This is a genomic window from Fibrisoma montanum (genome assembly GCF_003583365.1).
In the GTDB taxonomy this organism is placed as follows: domain Bacteria; phylum Bacteroidota; class Bacteroidia; order Cytophagales; family Spirosomataceae; genus Fibrisoma; species Fibrisoma montanum.
Map to the genome: position 1 here is coordinate 358,548 of NZ_QXED01000004.1, position 16,213 is coordinate 374,760.

At 54.3% G+C, this 16,213-nt stretch carries 14 protein-coding genes; 6 read left to right on the plus strand and 8 right to left on the minus strand.

Annotated features, from left to right (window positions below; genetic code table 11):
• From gldD to DYU11_RS15475, 6 genes are all read right to left on the minus strand, one after another.
• Positions 1–588: a gliding motility lipoprotein GldD gene (gldD, locus tag DYU11_RS15450; protein WP_119668593.1), complete on the minus strand. Its 588-nt coding sequence runs from the start codon at positions 586–588 to the stop codon at positions 1–3.
• A gap of 121 nt (positions 589–709) precedes the next feature.
• Positions 710–1,000, minus strand: coding sequence for a hypothetical protein (locus DYU11_RS15455; protein ID WP_119668594.1), 291 nt, complete (start codon positions 998–1,000; stop codon positions 710–712).
• 38 nt (positions 1,001–1,038) lie between these two features.
• Positions 1,039–1,818 carry a TIGR00266 family protein gene (locus tag DYU11_RS15460; RefSeq protein ID WP_119668595.1) on the minus strand — a complete coding sequence of 260 codons (780 nt, stop codon included), beginning with the start codon at positions 1,816–1,818 and terminating at the stop codon, positions 1,039–1,041.
• A gap of 220 nt (positions 1,819–2,038) precedes the next feature.
• Positions 2,039–2,344, minus strand: a complete 306-nt coding sequence (locus DYU11_RS15465) for a hypothetical protein (RefSeq protein WP_119668596.1) — start codon at positions 2,342–2,344, stop codon at positions 2,039–2,041.
• Between the two features lie 32 nt (positions 2,345–2,376).
• Positions 2,377–3,918 (minus strand): glutamate--tRNA ligase, encoded by a 1,542-nt coding sequence (gene gltX / locus DYU11_RS15470; protein ID WP_199736729.1) that lies wholly within the window; start codon positions 3,916–3,918, stop codon positions 2,377–2,379.
• A 101-nt stretch (positions 3,919–4,019) separates the two neighbouring features.
• On the minus strand, positions 4,020–4,403 hold the full coding sequence (locus DYU11_RS15475) for a Rid family detoxifying hydrolase (RefSeq protein ID WP_119668597.1): 384 nt from the start codon (positions 4,401–4,403) through the stop codon (positions 4,020–4,022).
• Positions 4,404–4,528: 125 nt separating this feature from the next.
• Between DYU11_RS15475 and DYU11_RS15480 the strand changes: the two genes are divergently transcribed.
• From DYU11_RS15480 to DYU11_RS15500, 5 genes are all read left to right on the plus strand, one after another.
• On the plus strand, positions 4,529–5,113 hold the full coding sequence (locus tag DYU11_RS15480; protein ID WP_119668598.1) for a TIGR04282 family arsenosugar biosynthesis glycosyltransferase: 585 nt from the start codon (positions 4,529–4,531) through the stop codon (positions 5,111–5,113).
• Positions 5,110–6,240 (plus strand): App1 family protein phosphatidate phosphatase, encoded by a 1,131-nt coding sequence (locus DYU11_RS15485; protein WP_119668599.1) that lies wholly within the window; start codon positions 5,110–5,112, stop codon positions 6,238–6,240. Before DYU11_RS15480 ends, DYU11_RS15485 begins: the two co-directional genes overlap by 4 nt.
• A gap of 428 nt (positions 6,241–6,668) precedes the next feature.
• On the plus strand, positions 6,669–8,243 hold the full coding sequence (locus tag DYU11_RS15490) for a tetratricopeptide repeat protein (RefSeq protein ID WP_158600292.1): 1,575 nt from the start codon (positions 6,669–6,671) through the stop codon (positions 8,241–8,243).
• A 212-nt stretch (positions 8,244–8,455) separates the two neighbouring features.
• Positions 8,456–9,163, plus strand: coding sequence for a hypothetical protein (locus tag DYU11_RS15495; protein ID WP_119668601.1), 708 nt, complete (start codon positions 8,456–8,458; stop codon positions 9,161–9,163).
• A gap of 28 nt (positions 9,164–9,191) precedes the next feature.
• A complete protein-coding gene (locus DYU11_RS15500; protein WP_119668602.1) occupies positions 9,192–9,896 on the plus strand; it encodes a LolA-like protein in 705 nt (234 codons plus the stop codon).
• A gap of 140 nt (positions 9,897–10,036) precedes the next feature.
• Here DYU11_RS15500 and DYU11_RS15505 read toward each other — a convergent pair whose 3' ends face one another.
• A complete protein-coding gene (locus DYU11_RS15505) occupies positions 10,037–11,728 on the minus strand; it encodes a DUF8832 domain-containing protein (RefSeq protein WP_119668603.1) in 1,692 nt (563 codons plus the stop codon).
• Positions 11,729–11,841: 113 nt separating this feature from the next.
• Positions 11,842–13,065, minus strand: coding sequence for a hypothetical protein (locus DYU11_RS15510; RefSeq protein ID WP_119668604.1), 1,224 nt, complete (start codon positions 13,063–13,065; stop codon positions 11,842–11,844).
• Positions 13,066–13,480: 415 nt separating this feature from the next.
• On the opposite strand from DYU11_RS15510, the gene DYU11_RS15515 reads away from it, so the two are divergent.
• A complete protein-coding gene (locus DYU11_RS15515; protein ID WP_119668605.1) occupies positions 13,481–16,162 on the plus strand; it encodes a cation-translocating P-type ATPase in 2,682 nt (893 codons plus the stop codon).
• Positions 16,163–16,213: the final 51 nt, after the last annotated feature.

Below are 16,213 nucleotides of genomic sequence, written 5' to 3' on the forward strand. Positions count from 1 at the left end.
TTACTCCTGCCGCCATGTCAGGGTCTTCAGCATGTGGACCATGTCGTTTTTGATGTAGTCGATAACCGGTGCCAGCGAATCGTTCTCGGTAGCCGTGTTGAAATACAGCGCTCCGCGGAGAAAGTGGGTAGTGGTATCGGTGGTGATAAACTGAAACTGGCTCGGTACTTCGCCCGACAGGGAAATCAGATTGGCCCATTGGCCCGATGGCAGTTTCACAACCTGCTCCTTGATCTCATACGCCTTGATGTTGTGGCGGCCGGCCAGTTTGTACGCGTCTTCCAGCATGGCTTTGAGCCGCTGGGGATCGTTCCGTACGGGCTTGTACGTCAGTTGGACGCTGGCGTTGAAGGACGGGTAATTGATAAAAATCCAGTGCGGCTCCGAGCGGGCAAAGCTGTCGGGCAGAATGCGGGCAACTTTGTTGTATTCAAACTGATAGGGATGCGTGGGCGCCAGAGGGGTATACGCCGGTTTCGGCAAATCAATACGTGGGTAGCCTTTGGGTTTAGGTACGTAGTTGTCAGAACGGTTACCACAAGCCGCCAGCAGCATACCGGCACACAGGATCAGAATGTATTTTACCACAGATTACACGAATTAACACCGATGTATAAACGAAAAGCCCGGCTGTTTCGTGCCGGGCTTTTCGAAGGCTGTACCGGGTCTGACCGCTAACATCTGACGCCCGGTATGCAGATAATCCGACTCAGGAATTGACTTCTTCCAGCTCCTCCTGCCGGACAGGCTGACCCAGCAGCGTAGCAAAGCGGTTGATGTTGAACGTCGGTTCAAACCATACTTCACCCAGCACCGGATGGCGTACCGGCACTTCGGGATTCTGAATTTCATTGAGCAGGACGCCCGTTTCGCCGTTGGTGTGGCGCTTTACCTGACGAACCGTATAGAGCTGGTCTTTCTTGGGTGTCTGCACGCCAAACTCAGCGTAGAAAGCCAGCACCGGTGCCGGAAAATTGTCGTTTATGCAAATAACTTCCATGATCGTATGGCCGAAGCAATAATCATAGAATAGACAATTTAATCCTCAAACAAGTTTCCTAATCCGCCCAACACGGAGCCGCCTTCCTTGTTAGCCTGGGCACCGGCCGGATTGAGTCGCTGAATGAGTTTCGAGATTGGCATCGATTGAATCCAGACTTTACCGGTTCCGCTCAACGTAGCCACGAACAGCCCTTCGCCCCCGAAAATCATGCTTTTCAGACCGCCCGACCGCTGAATGTCAAAGTTGACCTGCGGCTCAAAGGCAACCACGCAGCCCGTATCGACCCGCAGCACTTCGTTATTCAGCTGGCGTTCGATCACTACCCCGCCGGCGTGGATGAAGCTGAGGCCATCCCCCTGCAGCTTTTGCAGAATGAAGCCTTCTCCACCAAAAAAGCCGGCACCCAGCCGCTGGTTGAAATGAATGCTCAGGCGTGTGCCAAGGGCAGCACACAGGAATGCGTCTTTCTGGACGATGAGTGAATTGCCGTAGATGTTGGCCAGATTTACAGGCAGGACCGTACCGGGATAAGGAGCCGCAAACGCCACTTTCCGTTTGCCAACGCCCCGGTTGGTGAAGTGGGTCATAAACAGCGATTCGCCCGTGATAAGCCGGGAGCCGGCCTGGAGCAGCTTGCCCATGAAGCCCTGATTTGGCTGGGAGCCATCGCCCATTTTGGTTTCAAACTGGATGCCGTCTTCCATGAACAGCATGGCACCGGCTTCCGCGATTACGGTTTCGTTGGGGTCCAGTTCAATCTCAACAATCTGGATGTCTTCGCCAATGATTTTGTAATCAATCTCGTGTGAATACATAGAGGTTTCGGTTTACAGAACAGAAATGTAGCCGAAAACTACAAAGTCCGCCTTACATTGACCCGGTTTTATCGTACAAACGGCGTAAAAAAAGCCCGACCGGACGCTGGGCTGGTCGGGCCTACATGGGTGGCCGCCGAGTATACAGATTGGACAGATAAACGGATAAGGCGAACAGGCCGTTGCCAGCCGGCTGCACAATCCGTGTCGCTGTGGCAGCTTACCGCGTGTTAATATCGTCGGGAAGATCGTCGTCGGTTTCGTCGAAGAGATGTTCCTCGTCGTCCTCACCGTTTGCCGCATTCTTCGGTTCTTCATCTTCCGTTTCACCTTTGAGCGCCTTCAGGTCGTCGCGGTGACGGAGCTTTTTGTCATCGACCGTTTTGTTAAGAAACTGATTGATCTTGTCGATATCAAAACTCGTCGTGATTTCGCCGAATGAATTGATCTGTATGTCGAACCCTTCGAGCTCTTTATGTACCCGGGGCTTTTCGTCTTCGCTGGGGTTGGTTTTTTTCTTCGCCATGGATTCGTCGGGTTTGCGTAAACTTTACTACGTTAACTAGCAGGTGTTTTCAATGTTTCCAACGCTTGTTCTAATCGCTTGATCACTTCGTCTTTACCAATGATTTCCATCGTCAGCATCAGGTCGGGACCCGTACCGGAGCCGGTCAGGGCCAGTCGCATAGCCTGCATGATCTTGCCCTGCTTGATGCCTGCCTGCTGTAACGTATCAGACAGGGTGTGCTTGATCGTATCGGCCATGAACTCGCCGTCGAACGACTGGAGCGCATCGCGGAATACGGTTACCGCCCGAACGGCGTCCGCATTCCATTTGGCGGCTGCAATCGTTTCGTCGTAGACTTCGGGGGTGTAGAAGATCGTGCGGGCTTCCGTGAAAAGCTCGTGGGCAAAGTTGACGCGTTCCTTAAGCAGCCCGGCAATTTTAATCGCCTTGTCGGCCGAACAGGTCAGTCCGTTGGCTTCGGCCTGCTGCTGCACGGCGGGGGCCAGTTCTTCGTTGGGGCGCTGGCGGATGTACTGGTGGTTGAACCACTTCGCTTTTTCAATGTCGAATCGCGCTCCGGCTTTGTGGATCTGCGCAATGTCGAACGAACTGATCAGTTCGGCCATCGTAAACAGTTCCTGCTCAGTGCCGGGATTCCAGCCCAGCAAGGCCAGAAAATTGACGACGGCTTCGGGCAGGTAGCCGTCTTCGCGGAAGCCCCGGGCGACGGTACCGCTGAACGGATCGGTCCATTGCAGCGGGAAAATCGGGAAACCGCCCAGGTCAGCGTCGCGCTTGCTGAGCTTGCCGTTGCCTTCCGGCTTCAGCAGCAGGGGCAGGTGCGCAAACTGCGGCATGGTGCTTTCCCAGCCGAGGTAGCGGTACAGCAGCACGTGGAGTGGGGCAGAGGGCAGCCATTCTTCGCCCCGGATCACGTGCGTAATGCCCATGATGTGGTCGTCTACTACGTTGGCCAGGTGATACGTCGGCAGCCCGTCGGATTTGAGCAGCACCTTGTCGTCGATGGCTGAGGAATGGACATTGACCCAGCCGCGGATCAGGTCGTTGAGCCGGACTTCTTCCTTACGCGGGGTTTTCAGCCGGATCACGTACGGATCGCCGGCATCGATGCGGGCCTTTACGTCCTCGGGTTTCAGCGTCAGCGAGTTTTTCATCTGCATCCGCGTGATGGCATTGTACTGCGCGGCCGGAGCGTTGGCGGCTTCGAGCCGCTTGCGCATGGCATCCAGTTCGTCGGCCGTATCGAAGGCATAGTACGCCTTGCCTTCGGCTACCAGTCGTTCGGCTTCAACGCGGTAAATGTCTTTGCGCTCCGACTGCCGGTAGGGCGCGTGTGGCCCCCCAATGCCCTGGCCTTCGTCAATCTCAATGCCGACCCACCGCAGGGATTCCAGAATGTACTCTTCAGCACCCGGTACGAACCGGTTCTGGTCAGTATCTTCAATGCGCAGCAGCATTTTGCCACCCATTTTGCGGGCGAACAGATAATTATACAGAGCGGTTCGCACCCCGCCGATGTGCAGCGGACCCGTTGGACTGGGAGCGAAACGAACGCGTACTTGTTGGGACATGATTAGGAGGAGAAAGGGAGGAAAGGAGAAAGGGAGGAAAGGAGGAAGGACTTTGGCAGGACCCTTTCTCCTTTCTTCCTTTCCTCCCTCCTCCATTCATTTTATTGAATAGCTATAACCGAAATTTCAACGTTTACGTCTTTGGGCAGGCGGGCCACTTCAACCGTTTCGCGGGCGGGCGGTTCGGCGGTGAAGAACGTGCCGTACACCTCGTTGATAGCCGCGAAGTTGTTCATGTCTTTGACAAAGATGCTGCTTTTGACAATGTGGCTGTAGTCCAAACCGGCTTCCTTCAGAATGGCCCCGATGTTTTCCATAACCTTCCGGGTTTCGGCCTGAATGTCGCCCTGCGGAGCCAGGTCAATGGCTACCTGGCCCGATACGAATACCATCGAGCTGGTGTTACGAACATCAATCTTAACGGCCTGACTGTAGGGGCCGATTGGGGCAGGCGCCTGATCGGTGTAAACAATTTGCTTGCTCATAGATTTCTATTGACGACGTTGGCGTACCGGACATCAATCATTGGACTTGCCGCCATGGAAAAGTCTGACGGCTGATGTCCGGCCCGCAACGTCAATTTTTTCGCAAGTTACCGACAAACCACCGTATGGCAGAAAATCACCTGATGATCTTCGTTAAAAACCCGATTCCCGGCAATGTCAAAACCCGAATTGCCCGTTCGGTTGGTAACGACAAGGCCGTTGAGGTTTACCGGCATCTCCTTCAGTACACACAGCAGCTTACCCGCATGCTGCCTTATAACCGGGTGGTTTACTACGGCGATTTCGTTAACTCCAACGATGGCTGGAATGGCTACGAAAAGCGGTTGCAAACCGGCAGGGATCTGGGTCAGCGCATGCACAATGCGTTTCAGGAACAGTTTGCCGCCGGCGCCGAGCGGGTGGTAATTATCGGCAGCGACTGTCTTGATATTACTCCGGATCATATTCAGCAGGCATTTCAGGCGCTGTCGCGGGCTGATGTGGTCATTGGGCCCGCCACCGACGGCGGGTATTACCTGCTGGGTATGAAACAGTTACATCCGTTGCTGTTCGAAGATAAACCCTGGAGCGAACCCGGTCTTCGCGACCTGACCGAACAGGCGCTACAGGCGCATAATCTAACTTTTGAGCGGCTGGCCGAGTTATCGGATATTGACGAATGGGAGGATTACGCTAAGTACGTTCGATGAACTGGAAAGAACTTCTTCAGACTACAGCCGTTGGCGCAGAGGCACACTTTGATCGGCTCAAAAACCGGTTGTTTGGTCGGCTTGATGCCCACAAACCGTATCAGATCGTGTATTACCGGGGCTTCGGCAGCCCGACGGCCGTGTGGCTCAAAGGGCGCGTACTGCGGCAACGGGATCTGAGCACCCCGAGCGACAACGATACGTTCTGGCAGAATCTGCTGGCTACGTACCAGCGCTTCGAGAGTGATGAGGTACCGGGCGTGACGGTACGCATACAGGCCTTTGGGCAGACGCACACGACCGTTTCGGACGAGGAAGGGTACTTCGAACTGACCATCAACCCGCCCAACGATCTGCTGCCCGGCCGGGCCTGGTTTCCGGTACGGTATGAGCTGCCGGACGTAGTGCAGCCAAACGGCGACCCGGTTATCAAGGATGGCTACCTGATGATTTCGCCGACGTTCAGCCAGTTTGGGATCATCTCCGACATCGACGATACGGTGCTGGTGACAGAAGCCACCAGCCTGCTGCAAACGGCCAGACTGACATTCCTGGGCAATGCCTACACGCGGTTGCCATTCGGGGGTGTTGCGGCATTTTACCGGGCGCTGCAGAGTGGGCCGGTTACGACGCTGTTTAACCCGATATACTTCGTGTCGAGCAGCCCGTGGAACCTCTACGATCTGCTGGTCGATTTCTTTCGCATTCAGGGGATACCAAAGGGCCCCATTCTTCTGCGTGATCTGGGCCTCAGCAAAACTCAGTTCATTAAAAGCTCGCACCATGATCATAAGCTCGGCATGATCCGAAAGGTCATGGACGTGAACCCACAGTTGCCGTTTGTACTCATCGGCGACAGCGGCCAGCAGGACCCCGAAATTTATTCGCAGGTACTGCGGGAAAATCCAGGCCGTATTCTGGCCATCTATATTCGCGACGTATCTCAGGAGGATCGGCGCGACGAAGCCGTTCGCGAACTGATCCGCACGGCCGAAGCGGCTCGGGTACCCATGCTGCTGGTGCCCGACACCGTAGCAGCCGCCGAACATGCAGCCTCGATCGGGCTGATCGACTCCGATACGATCCCGGAGATCCGGGCTGACCGCCGGGCCGATGAGGGGCAGTGAGACTTTTCAAATGTATAAAACCCGTTGCTAGGGACGCCTACCTGACCGCTGCTGTATGGCAGGTGCTTAGCTGACTTTCAAACCTACAAATCCGATATATCGGACCTGAATTGTATAAGTAAAAATACTTAAAAAATTTAACATCGGGATAGCCGCAGTGTATTGCTGTGTTGTGTAAATTTATCAGCGGTTTTGTTGACAAATGATCTATCCTACCCTTGATGAATGTTCAATTGTGTATCGTTGCGCTCCTGCTTTTTAGGGCACAACTCCTCTCTGCACCAATAAATCGAGTCCATTTTCAGCAATTGTCTGATGGAGAGCAATTCACTTATGCTGATGCTTATCTGACCAAACACTGGTTTGACTTTTACGATTCGATACAGCGGCCCGCCAAACGACCAGCCATGCTGGCGGAATATAACTTTATGAAAGCCGAGGCCAAAGGCCCCAGAGCGGCCACACTTATGCGGGTCTTCTGGTGTCGTAATCAGCAGTTCGTCGATCTCTACGTCAGAAAACAGGCACAGGGAGTTATTGACTCTCTGGTGTCAATCCGGACGTATGCTCATCAGCACAACCTCCTGGCAGAAGAAGGTATATGCTGGCTGGCATGGTGCAAAGTTATCATTGAGCATCCGGGCAAAATGGACGAGCGCACGCGCCGGATACTGGTTTACGACGGGGCCATTCGGGGGATGTCTTTACTGCAAAATTTACCCTTATCAGTTATTCACCAGTACCACGGAGCTACTTATGACATTATTCATCACATCTGGTGGATGAGTATGTATTTCTTCAAGATTCAGGAGTATGATTTAGCCAGACGGGTAGCGGCATTAGGAAACCAATGGGCTCACCCTCAACTGGATACCAAAGAGGGGCATCCTTACGGCTACAACTATTACAAGTGGCAGTTCCTGAACGATTTAGGTTCTTGCCATCTGCGTTTAGGCAAGTTAAAGGAAGCGGCTTACTGGTATCAGAAAGCATACACCTTTGGTCTTTCGTATGGCTCGTCGGTTCACTCTTCCGTTAGCTACGGTAATCTCGGCGTTGTATTGAGCAGACAGGGGAAACACGCAGCCGCCATTCCTTATCTGAAAAAAGCTATTGAAGCTGTTCGGCGCGGTAACGACCGGCAGTCTGAATTCAATGCAATGGTGCCGCTGTCAGAGATTTACTTAAAGCTTAAACAATACGATAAAGCTTATCCGGCTTTGTTACGATCAATGGCGCTGTATGACTCAGTACGTGCGTTTGTTGACCAAACGGATAGTCTGGATATCATCCCGCTCTTCACGGGCCTGGGTGAGGTTTACCAGCACCGGGGTGATTTACAGAAAGCCCTTTACTACACTCAACTGGCTAACCGACTGGAGGAGAAACAACGCAAGAACGACGATGCCAGCATCTTTCATCAGAAGCAGGAAAAACTCGAAGCCGAAGCTTACCGATCCAAACTGAATCAGATTGACGCCGACCGCGATTACGCCGTATGGCTGCGCAATGCGTCGATAACGGGGTTGGTGCTGGTTTTACTTATATCATCAGTTTATCTGAGTTATCAACGCAAACGCCGACGTGAGGCAGAACAACAATTAGCGTTTATTACACAGGAAGCACGAACTCGAACCGAGCAGCTTGCTCAATTACAACAGCTACGGGAAGCAACTGCCAAATCGGCAACCGACGAAAACCTGCCCCACATCGCTGAGTTGATGGAACTGGCGATCCTGACCGAGGCCGACTGGGAGCGCTTTCGTGAACTCTTTGAGCAGGTGTACCCGAATTACCTGCTCCGCCTGCGCCAGAAATACACCCTGCTCACGCCTGCCGAAACGCGTATCATCTGCCTGAGCCGTCTGGCACTGTCGACCAGAGAAATGGCCGATATGCTGGGCATTTCGGCGGATACCATTGTCAAAACCCGCTACCGGATCCGTAAGAAAACCAACTTGCCCGAAGGGGCCGATCTGGGCGAAGCCTTCGCCGACGTTTGATTCCCGGGTATGTGAAACGGCGTTCTCTCTACTAGTTCTACTCAGCCATATTAGTAGAGTAAGACGATGCTGCTCGCTGTCTATCAGGCAACTAATAATTGTCCGGGTATTTGTCCGGGTGGGTTTTCTTTGCTGTCAATCCGAAGTTACATAGGTTAACGCAAGCTTTCCGCTTCTACCTTTTAACTTTTTCCTATATAAAAAACTTCACTATGAAAAAGCTTGCACTCACCCTCCTCATTCTTCCGGCTTTCTGCCTGCTGGCCACCGCCCAGACCATGCCCACAGCCGACGAAGTCATTGACAAATACCTTGCGGCCATCGGCGGTAAAAAAGCCCTGATGAAGGTCAAAGACGTGACGTCTGAGGGCTCGTTACAGTACGATAATGCCCTGATAAAAATCTCGTTAAAGCGTAAAGCACCGGCTAAGGCAATGACGCTGATTACGGGCGACAATGGCCAGCTTCTTTACAAATTTGTGACAGATGGGACCAGCGCGGTCGATGTTACCCAGCAGGGTACCAACCGCCAAAGTGAACAGAATACCCGACTTTCCCTGATGTATAACCGGTTTTGCCCAGAGCTGGTGTACAAAGCAGAAAGCATCAAATCGACGCTTGAGGGTAAGGAGCCGATCGACGGTCAGGAGGCTTATAAAGTCACCAGTACGTTTGCTGATGGTACCCCTTTTTGTACCAACTATTACGACGTGGCAACCGGCCTGAAAGTACAGACGATTATCAAGTGGGACCAGAACCGTACCGCCACGCTTAAGCCTAGCGATTACAGGGCGGTCGATGGCGTAAAGATCCCGTTTGTTTCGATGTACCAGGAAAACGGTGGCGGTGTGTCCAAGACCCAACTAAACTCGGTCCAGATCAACAAAGGCGTCAGCGACACTGAGTTCAACGTGCAGTAAACCTATCCATCCCGTAACTATCACCCCTATGAAAAAGCTATTTCTTACCCTGCTCCTCTTACCTGTTCTTCTCGGATCGGCTACCGCCCAGACCCTGCCCACGGCCGACGAAGTCATCAACAAGTACCTTACGGCCATCGGCGGTAAAAAAGCCCTGATGAAGGTCAAAGACGTGACCTCTCAGTTAACACTGCAGGTTAATGACATTCCTTTGCAACTTACGACTAAGCAAAAAGCCCCGGCTAAGTCATTACAGATCACAACCGATGACAAGGGCCAGCTTATTTACAAAACTGCAACCGATGGTACCCGCATGATAGCGGTTAGTCCGCAGGGGACGGTTCCTGTGAATGGGCCAATTGCCAAACGTTCGATCATGGCCTATGGATTATTTCCGGAGCTGTCGTACAAAGCAGAAGGCATCAAGTCAACGGTTGAGGGCAAGGAACAGATTGATGGTCGCGATACGTATAAAGTAACCAGCACATTCGCAGACGGTAGTCCATTGTGGACAGATTACTATGATGCCGAAACCGGACTGAAAGTGCAGAACATTGGCATGTTTGATACAGATGGAGCTAGAACCACCAAGTTTACCGACTACAAAGAGGTGAACGGGGTGAAAATTCCATTTAGCACGAACATTGTGTCGCAGAGCATGACTATTTCATTGAAATTGAATTCAGTAGAAGTTAACAAAGGCATTAGCGACGCGGAGTTTGCGGTTCAGTAAAGCGTCAGGTTTAAGTAAGTACCTACCTGCGTCCGTATATAAAACTGCCCATGTGAGCAGTTTTATATACGCGTTTTGCCAACTTGCTTTTGCTATCGAGTCAGACGTACGTCAGACACTTTACAGACGAGTAAAGAGCATTACAGCAAACTCTCTTTCACCTGCGTATCAAACACGCCCGTCAGTACGCGGCCGTTGCGCTTGACCTGAATCCAGATGCGGTAGTGGCCCGCCCGTGGGAACGCATACGGAAACTCAACCATGTTGTTGACGGTCATGGTGTGGTTCATCGTGGGCATGGCGGCCATGATCAGCTTGTTCTTTTCGGCTTCCGGTAAATTCCTGAGCTTCGCTACGTACGCATCAATACTGTCTCGGAAGAGTTTAGGGTCGGGGAGTTTCACCGTCCGGGCTGTATCAGCAATGCGGCTGACCATCGACTCTTCGGCCGCCATGGAATACGTACCGACCGGGTGCAGGTGAATGTAGACCGTACCATCGGAGCGCACAATGGCTGCGTGACCGCTCATGCCCAGATACGGTTCCAGTTTGGCGGCTTTGCCCTGCTCGTCGGCAACGGCAAATTTGAGCATATAGGGCTTGCCGACTTCCAGAATTGGGCTGGGTTTGTCGGTCCAGACCATAGTGGACCCGTCGTCCAGTCTGGCACTGGCACTTGGCTTGCCGCAACTCACCATGTCATCGTCGAGGTGCAGCTTGCCGATGGCGTTCGATTTGACCCCCATCGGTTCGGTAACCAGCCAGCTATCGTCGGCATCCGTTGGCGTGCGGGCGGCTGCCTGTTCGGCCGATAGCTTGACGAAAGGCACCTCGACCGTATCCGTCAGCGTTTCGGCATAACCCGACCGGTACACGACATCGGCGTAGAGCAGGTACCGCCCACCGGGCAGCGCCGGCAATTTCGACTCATACCGCAACGTATCACGTCGGTCGGGATGGAGGTGCGCAAAGGCGTCCAGACCGGGCGTTCTGACCAGAAAAACGTGCATCAGCTTCCCGTGGTCGGGCACGATAAAACTCAGCGGCCGACGCCACCGACGGTTCTGCGCAAAGCCGGTCGTGTCGACCTGAATCGTAAGAGCAAGCTGGCCGTTCTCGGGTTTTACAACGGAGTTGACAGGAAGTCGGCGGTAGAGCTGATCGGTCTGATATTCATCGGCCCAACTGTCCCACCAGGTTCGTCCACCGGCCAGCAGCAGCACCAGCAGTACTGCGCCGATGCTCATGCCGACGATCCGTTTCCGGCGGAACACGGGCGGGGCCGACTGGCCGGGCTGGAGAGTCCCATCGGCCGAACTGGCTCCGATGATGGTCACCATCAGTACGACCAGCAACAAACCCAGTATCGACAGGATAATACCGGTTTCGGCGGGCATGGTTCGCTGGGCCGTGGCTACCGACATCACCGGCGCGACCACCGTTGCTTTTCCGTCGGGGCCGTCGATCTGGAGTTCAACACTCGTGGAACCACTTTCCATGAACCAGACGTCGCCGGTAAACTGCGTGGATGAGACCGCGTTGAGTTGATCATGCGTAGGGGCCCCTTCGTCGCCGGTCCAGAAATACACCGGCCGGGCCTGAATGGTTTTAACCTGTCCCTGCTCCACAAATACAGTCACCTTAGCGGTTCCCGGCACAACGTCCGGTGGCTGCACATTGATCAGCACCCGGTACTTACCGGCCTGTTTCTGCACCAGCACACCGGGGCTGCCCACGTGAGCGTAGCTGATGAGCGAAAGGGCAAATGCGTAAATGAATGAATAAAGGAAGACGAGTTTGTTGCCTCGCGACCAGATTCGGGTTGGATTCATGGTTGTTTGGTTTCTTTTGCGTTCGGGTCTGACGGTACGTCAGACCCGTTTGTTTGAGTCAGGCGGTCTGACGTATCGTCAGACCATTGGGCTCCGGTCTGGCCTCCTTTTCCTTACCTCACTACCCGTTTCATCCAGTTGCCCCACCAGAGGCCAATCCGGGCGGAGATGGCCGCGTATAGGATGGCAAACGCAAAGTTTTTGGCGAATACGGCCGTTGGCTCCAGCAGACCTGGGTGGAACTCGTAGCGGTACTTCCAGTCCGGAGGGCTGTCGTATGACCACGCGTTCGACAGGAAGAACCAGTTGCGGGCGTAGGGCGACGTGTGCAGGAACTCCCCAAACGGCCATTGAACCGCCAGGAACAGCACCATGAAGACAACCGCGGCAAGACCAGCCAGTATCCAGTCGTTGCCTTTATAGCGTTTCATGAGCTGGTCCAGCGCAAAGGCCGGTACGATCAGCAGCAGCGGAAACGAAAACGCCTGATACGTCGTGATGGGGTTATACACCGGACCAAGCTTGGGTGTAGCCGAAAACAGAGGCAGTATCCAGTTGGGAAGCAGCAGCGTGATCATGTATACGGCCGTGATGATCGTAATCGGGTTCTTCAGCATCGACGCCCGGCCAACCGCCAGCAGGTAGATCGGAAAGGCGATGGCGGCTGTGGTGTAGCAGAGGGAGTTGTGCATCAGCCACTTGCCCATGTTTTCAGACAGCAGAACGTACAAGACCGTCAGCAGCAGGCCGGCGGCAATACCGAACAGCAGTTTCAGGCGGCTGGCCCGTCGCTGGTCCAGGTCGTTGGTCAGGGTTTGGCTGCGGGTGCGGTTCTGCAGCGCCAGCACCCCGATCATCGCTCCGAATTGCACCATCATCATGCCCAGCACCAGCACCGTATGCGGGGGTGTCAGAATCTGGACATCCAGTCCGTAGGTGTTGTGCCACCAATCGTCGAAAGGGGCCGAGGTTAGCATGGCCATAGCACCCCACACGCAATAAAGCGCGCCCAGCGAGCCGTAGAAAACACCCCAGAAGCGAACGGAACCGGCCCGCTCGGGGTGTTTTTTTTGAAAGGTCATGCTGAGGATCTGGTAACCCGAAAACAGGCCGGATACGACAGCGCCGACGTACATGACCAGGTGCGGAGGAGCAAACAGCCCATCGCGGCCGATGCTGATGTGCCACATGATGTCCCAGAGCAGCCCCCAGACAATACATAATGACGCAAACACGACAGCATAGACGTACGTGGGAATGCCCAGCCGCCAGTCAATGGCGCGGGACCGGACAGCTTCAGCCGAGGGAGAAAAGGAGGAAGGGATCGTTGATTCCATACCCGTTTGTAAAAATTGTATGACCTGAAAAATTATAAACGACCTGAATTTTGTCTTAAATTAATAGGGTTCGTTGATACAATAGCCAGCCTTTTACTCAAATGCCTTATTTCTGGTCCGAAACGCTGAATCAGGGCACTGAAAGAACAGCCGGCTACCGGCATTACGACCAGAAGACCGTTGACAAGTCATTTCCCCCTACAACGTCTGAAAAAATTGTTGAATTACGTATACCCCTGTCCATGAATCGATTGGTTTTCCGGCTATAGACTGTTTCTGCCCTTCCGCTACGTTGGAATAACGGCAGCAGTCATAAGCTCATGGTAGCTGGTCTCTACGATAGCGTTCGCCTGCCCGACGCTGAACAAAGTTATTTCAGGCGGGTTGCTTTTGTAATACGTAACTACCTCTTTATATGCCGACCTCTACTACTGCCCCTCTCAACGTACCGGAACTGCCACACACTTTACCGGCCGATCAACTGGTCAGTGCGTTGACCGTTAATCCCAAAAGCGGCCTGACCGGCGAGGAAGCCACCCGGCGGCTTGATCAATATGGGCCCAATGCGCTGGAGGAAGCCAAACGCGAAAGTGCTCTGAGCATCGCCATTCGGCAATTCAACAGCGTTATTGTCTGGATTCTGGCGGCTGCGGCTATTGTGTCGTTCCTCCTGGGCGAAACCGTTGAAGGGTGGGCCATCATCGCCGTCATCCTGATCAATGCCATCACCGGATTCGTACTGGAGTTCAATGCCAGCCAGTCTATGGACGCGCTGCGGAAAATGGACACCAATCCGGCGCGGGTCTGGCGCGATGGCCGTGTCCACGAAATTTCGTCGGAAGACGTAACGCTGGGTGATATTCTGATGGTCGAAGCGGGCGATCTCATAGCCGCCGATGCCAGCCTGCTGGAGGCTAACCAACTGCAGGTTGACGAATCGGCACTGACGGGGGAGTCGTTGCCGGTCGAAAAAGCCACTGCGCCTACCGCCGAAGATGCCCCCCTGGGCGATCAGCACAACCGACTGTTCAAGGGAACGGCCGTAACGGGCGGCAACGGCCGGGCTGTCGTGACGGGTATCGGGCAGCAGACCGAGCTGGGGAAAATTGCGACGATGGTGGAGCAGGCCGAGCGGACGGCCACCCCGCTGGAAGCAAAACTCGATTCGCTCTCCAAAGTGCTGATCTGGGTAACGGTCGGGCTGGCGGGCTTGTTTCTGATCGTTGGCCTGATCCGGGGCGAAGAAGTGCGGCAGCTGATCGAAACCTCCATCGCGCTGGCCATTGCGGCCATCCCGGAAGGCATGTCGGTGGTGGCTACGATCGCCCTGGCCTACGGTATGCTGCAATTGGCCGAGAAGAAAGTCATCGTAAAGCGACTGTCGGCGGTTGAAACACTGGGCGGGACCAACGTCATCTTTACGGACAAAACCGGTACGCTGACGCAAAATCGTATTGAAGTGCATACCATCCAGCTTCCGGACGCCCGGGCCGATGTGGACGTACAAGCCGACGACCAGACGCTGAACGTAACAAACGGCGATGCGCAGATTACCGAAAGCGACGTGTACCAGCGGCTGGTGCTGGCGGGGGTTCTGGCCAACAACGCCGATTACAATCCCCACGATACGGATACCAAAGAAGTAGGCGATCCCGTGGAGGTAGCCTTGCTCAAGTTTGCGTACGCGGCTGGTCAGGACCCGGATACCATCCGGGAGCAATATCCGCGCAAAGCCGAGAAACCGTTCAGTTCCGATACCCGCATGATGGGAACGCTTCACCAGACCAACGACCGCTACATTGTGGCCGTCAAAGGGGCCGTGGAAGAAATCATGGATCGCTGCCCCGATATGGATGAGGCTCTTCAGCAGGAGCAGCGTGACATCTCGGAAAAAATGGCGGCCGATGGGTTGCGGACGCTGGCGTTTGCGTACCGGGAAATCGACGAAAAACCCGGCGACGATTTTGCCGATAATAACCTGACGTACCTAGGGCTGATCGGTTTTCTGGACCCTCCCCGTACCGAAGTAACGCCCGCGCTGGAATCCTGCCGCGAGGCTGGTATCAAAGTAATCATGGTTACGGGCGACCACCCCGCAACCGCCCTGACCATTGCCAGGCAGGTGCACCTGGTCGAACCCGGCGAAGAAATGGCGCTGACCGGCCGTGACCTGAAACCGCTCGATCAGCTCACGGAGGAGGATCGAAAACGACTGATGGCCTGCCGGGTGTTTGCCCGGGTCAGCCCGACGCAGAAACTGGACATGATCGATCTGTACCAGCAGCAGGGCGATATTGTCGGGATGACCGGCGACGGGGTCAATGATGCGCCCGCCCTGAAGAAGTCCGACATTGGCATCGCGATGGGGCAGCGTGGCACGCAGGTGGCGGCCGAAACGGCGGCTATGGTGCTGAAAGACGATTCGTTCACGTCGATCGTGACGGCCATTGGGCAGGGACGGGTCATTTTCGAGAACATCCGTAAGTTCATTCTGTTCCTGCTGTCGTGCAACATGAGCGAGATCTTCGTGGTCACCTTCGCCGGTTTCCTGAACGTAGGTACGCCGTTGCTCCCGCTGCAAATCCTGTTCATCAACATCATCACCGACGTATTTCCGGCCCTGGCGCTGGGTGTCGGCCGCGAAAACAGCGAACTGATGAAGCAGCCGCCCCGCGACCCCAAACAGCCCATCCTGAGCCGCAACGACTGGGGATTGATTGTGTTCTACGCCTTCGTCATTACGGTTGCCGTGCTGGGCGTTTATCTGTTTGGGACGCGACAGTTAGGCCTGAGCGAAGGGGTTGGCAACAGCATTACGTTCTACGCCTTGTCGTTCGCCCAACTGATGCACGTATTCAATCTATACTCGGGTAAGGGTAATTTTTTCAAAAATGAAATTACCCGCAACCGCTACATCTGGCTGGCGTTGCTGACCTGTATAGCGATCATGTTCCTGACGTACTACGTGCCGTTCCTGCGCGAGGTGTTGTCCATTCAGCCAATGCAGGCCGCGCCCCTGGAGCTGATCATTGCGGCCGGCGTCGTGCCGGTAATCATCGTTCAGGTGGTACGTAAACTGACCGGCTTGGGCCGATAAAGGCTGGTCAGCTACATTAAAATATAATTACTACTGGAACCATAGACTAAA

Coding starts and splice junctions, on each gene's coding strand:
- DYU11_RS15455 (WP_119668594.1), bottom strand. CDS start 1,000: ATGGAAGTTATTTGCATAAACGACAATTTTCCGGCACCGGTGCTGGCT.
- DYU11_RS15460 (WP_119668595.1), bottom strand. CDS start 1,818: ATGTATTCACACGAGATTGATTACAAAATCATTGGCGAAGACATCCAG.
- DYU11_RS15465 (WP_119668596.1), bottom strand. CDS start 2,344: ATGGCGAAGAAAAAAACCAACCCCAGCGAAGACGAAAAGCCCCGGGTA.
- gltX (WP_199736729.1), bottom strand. CDS start 3,918: ATGTCCCAACAAGTACGCGTTCGTTTCGCTCCCAGTCCAACGGGTCCG.
- DYU11_RS15475 (WP_119668597.1), bottom strand. CDS start 4,403: ATGAGCAAGCAAATTGTTTACACCGATCAGGCGCCTGCCCCAATCGGC.
- DYU11_RS15480 (WP_119668598.1), top strand. CDS start 4,529: ATGGCAGAAAATCACCTGATGATCTTCGTTAAAAACCCGATTCCCGGC.
- DYU11_RS15485 (WP_119668599.1), top strand. CDS start 5,110: ATGAACTGGAAAGAACTTCTTCAGACTACAGCCGTTGGCGCAGAGGCA.
- DYU11_RS15490 (WP_158600292.1), top strand. CDS start 6,669: ATGAAAGCCGAGGCCAAAGGCCCCAGAGCGGCCACACTTATGCGGGTC.
- DYU11_RS15495 (WP_119668601.1), top strand. CDS start 8,456: ATGAAAAAGCTTGCACTCACCCTCCTCATTCTTCCGGCTTTCTGCCTG.
- DYU11_RS15500 (WP_119668602.1), top strand. CDS start 9,192: ATGAAAAAGCTATTTCTTACCCTGCTCCTCTTACCTGTTCTTCTCGGA.
- DYU11_RS15505 (WP_119668603.1), bottom strand. CDS start 11,728: ATGAATCCAACCCGAATCTGGTCGCGAGGCAACAAACTCGTCTTCCTT.
- DYU11_RS15510 (WP_119668604.1), bottom strand. CDS start 13,065: ATGGAATCAACGATCCCTTCCTCCTTTTCTCCCTCGGCTGAAGCTGTC.
- DYU11_RS15515 (WP_119668605.1), top strand. CDS start 13,481: ATGCCGACCTCTACTACTGCCCCTCTCAACGTACCGGAACTGCCACAC.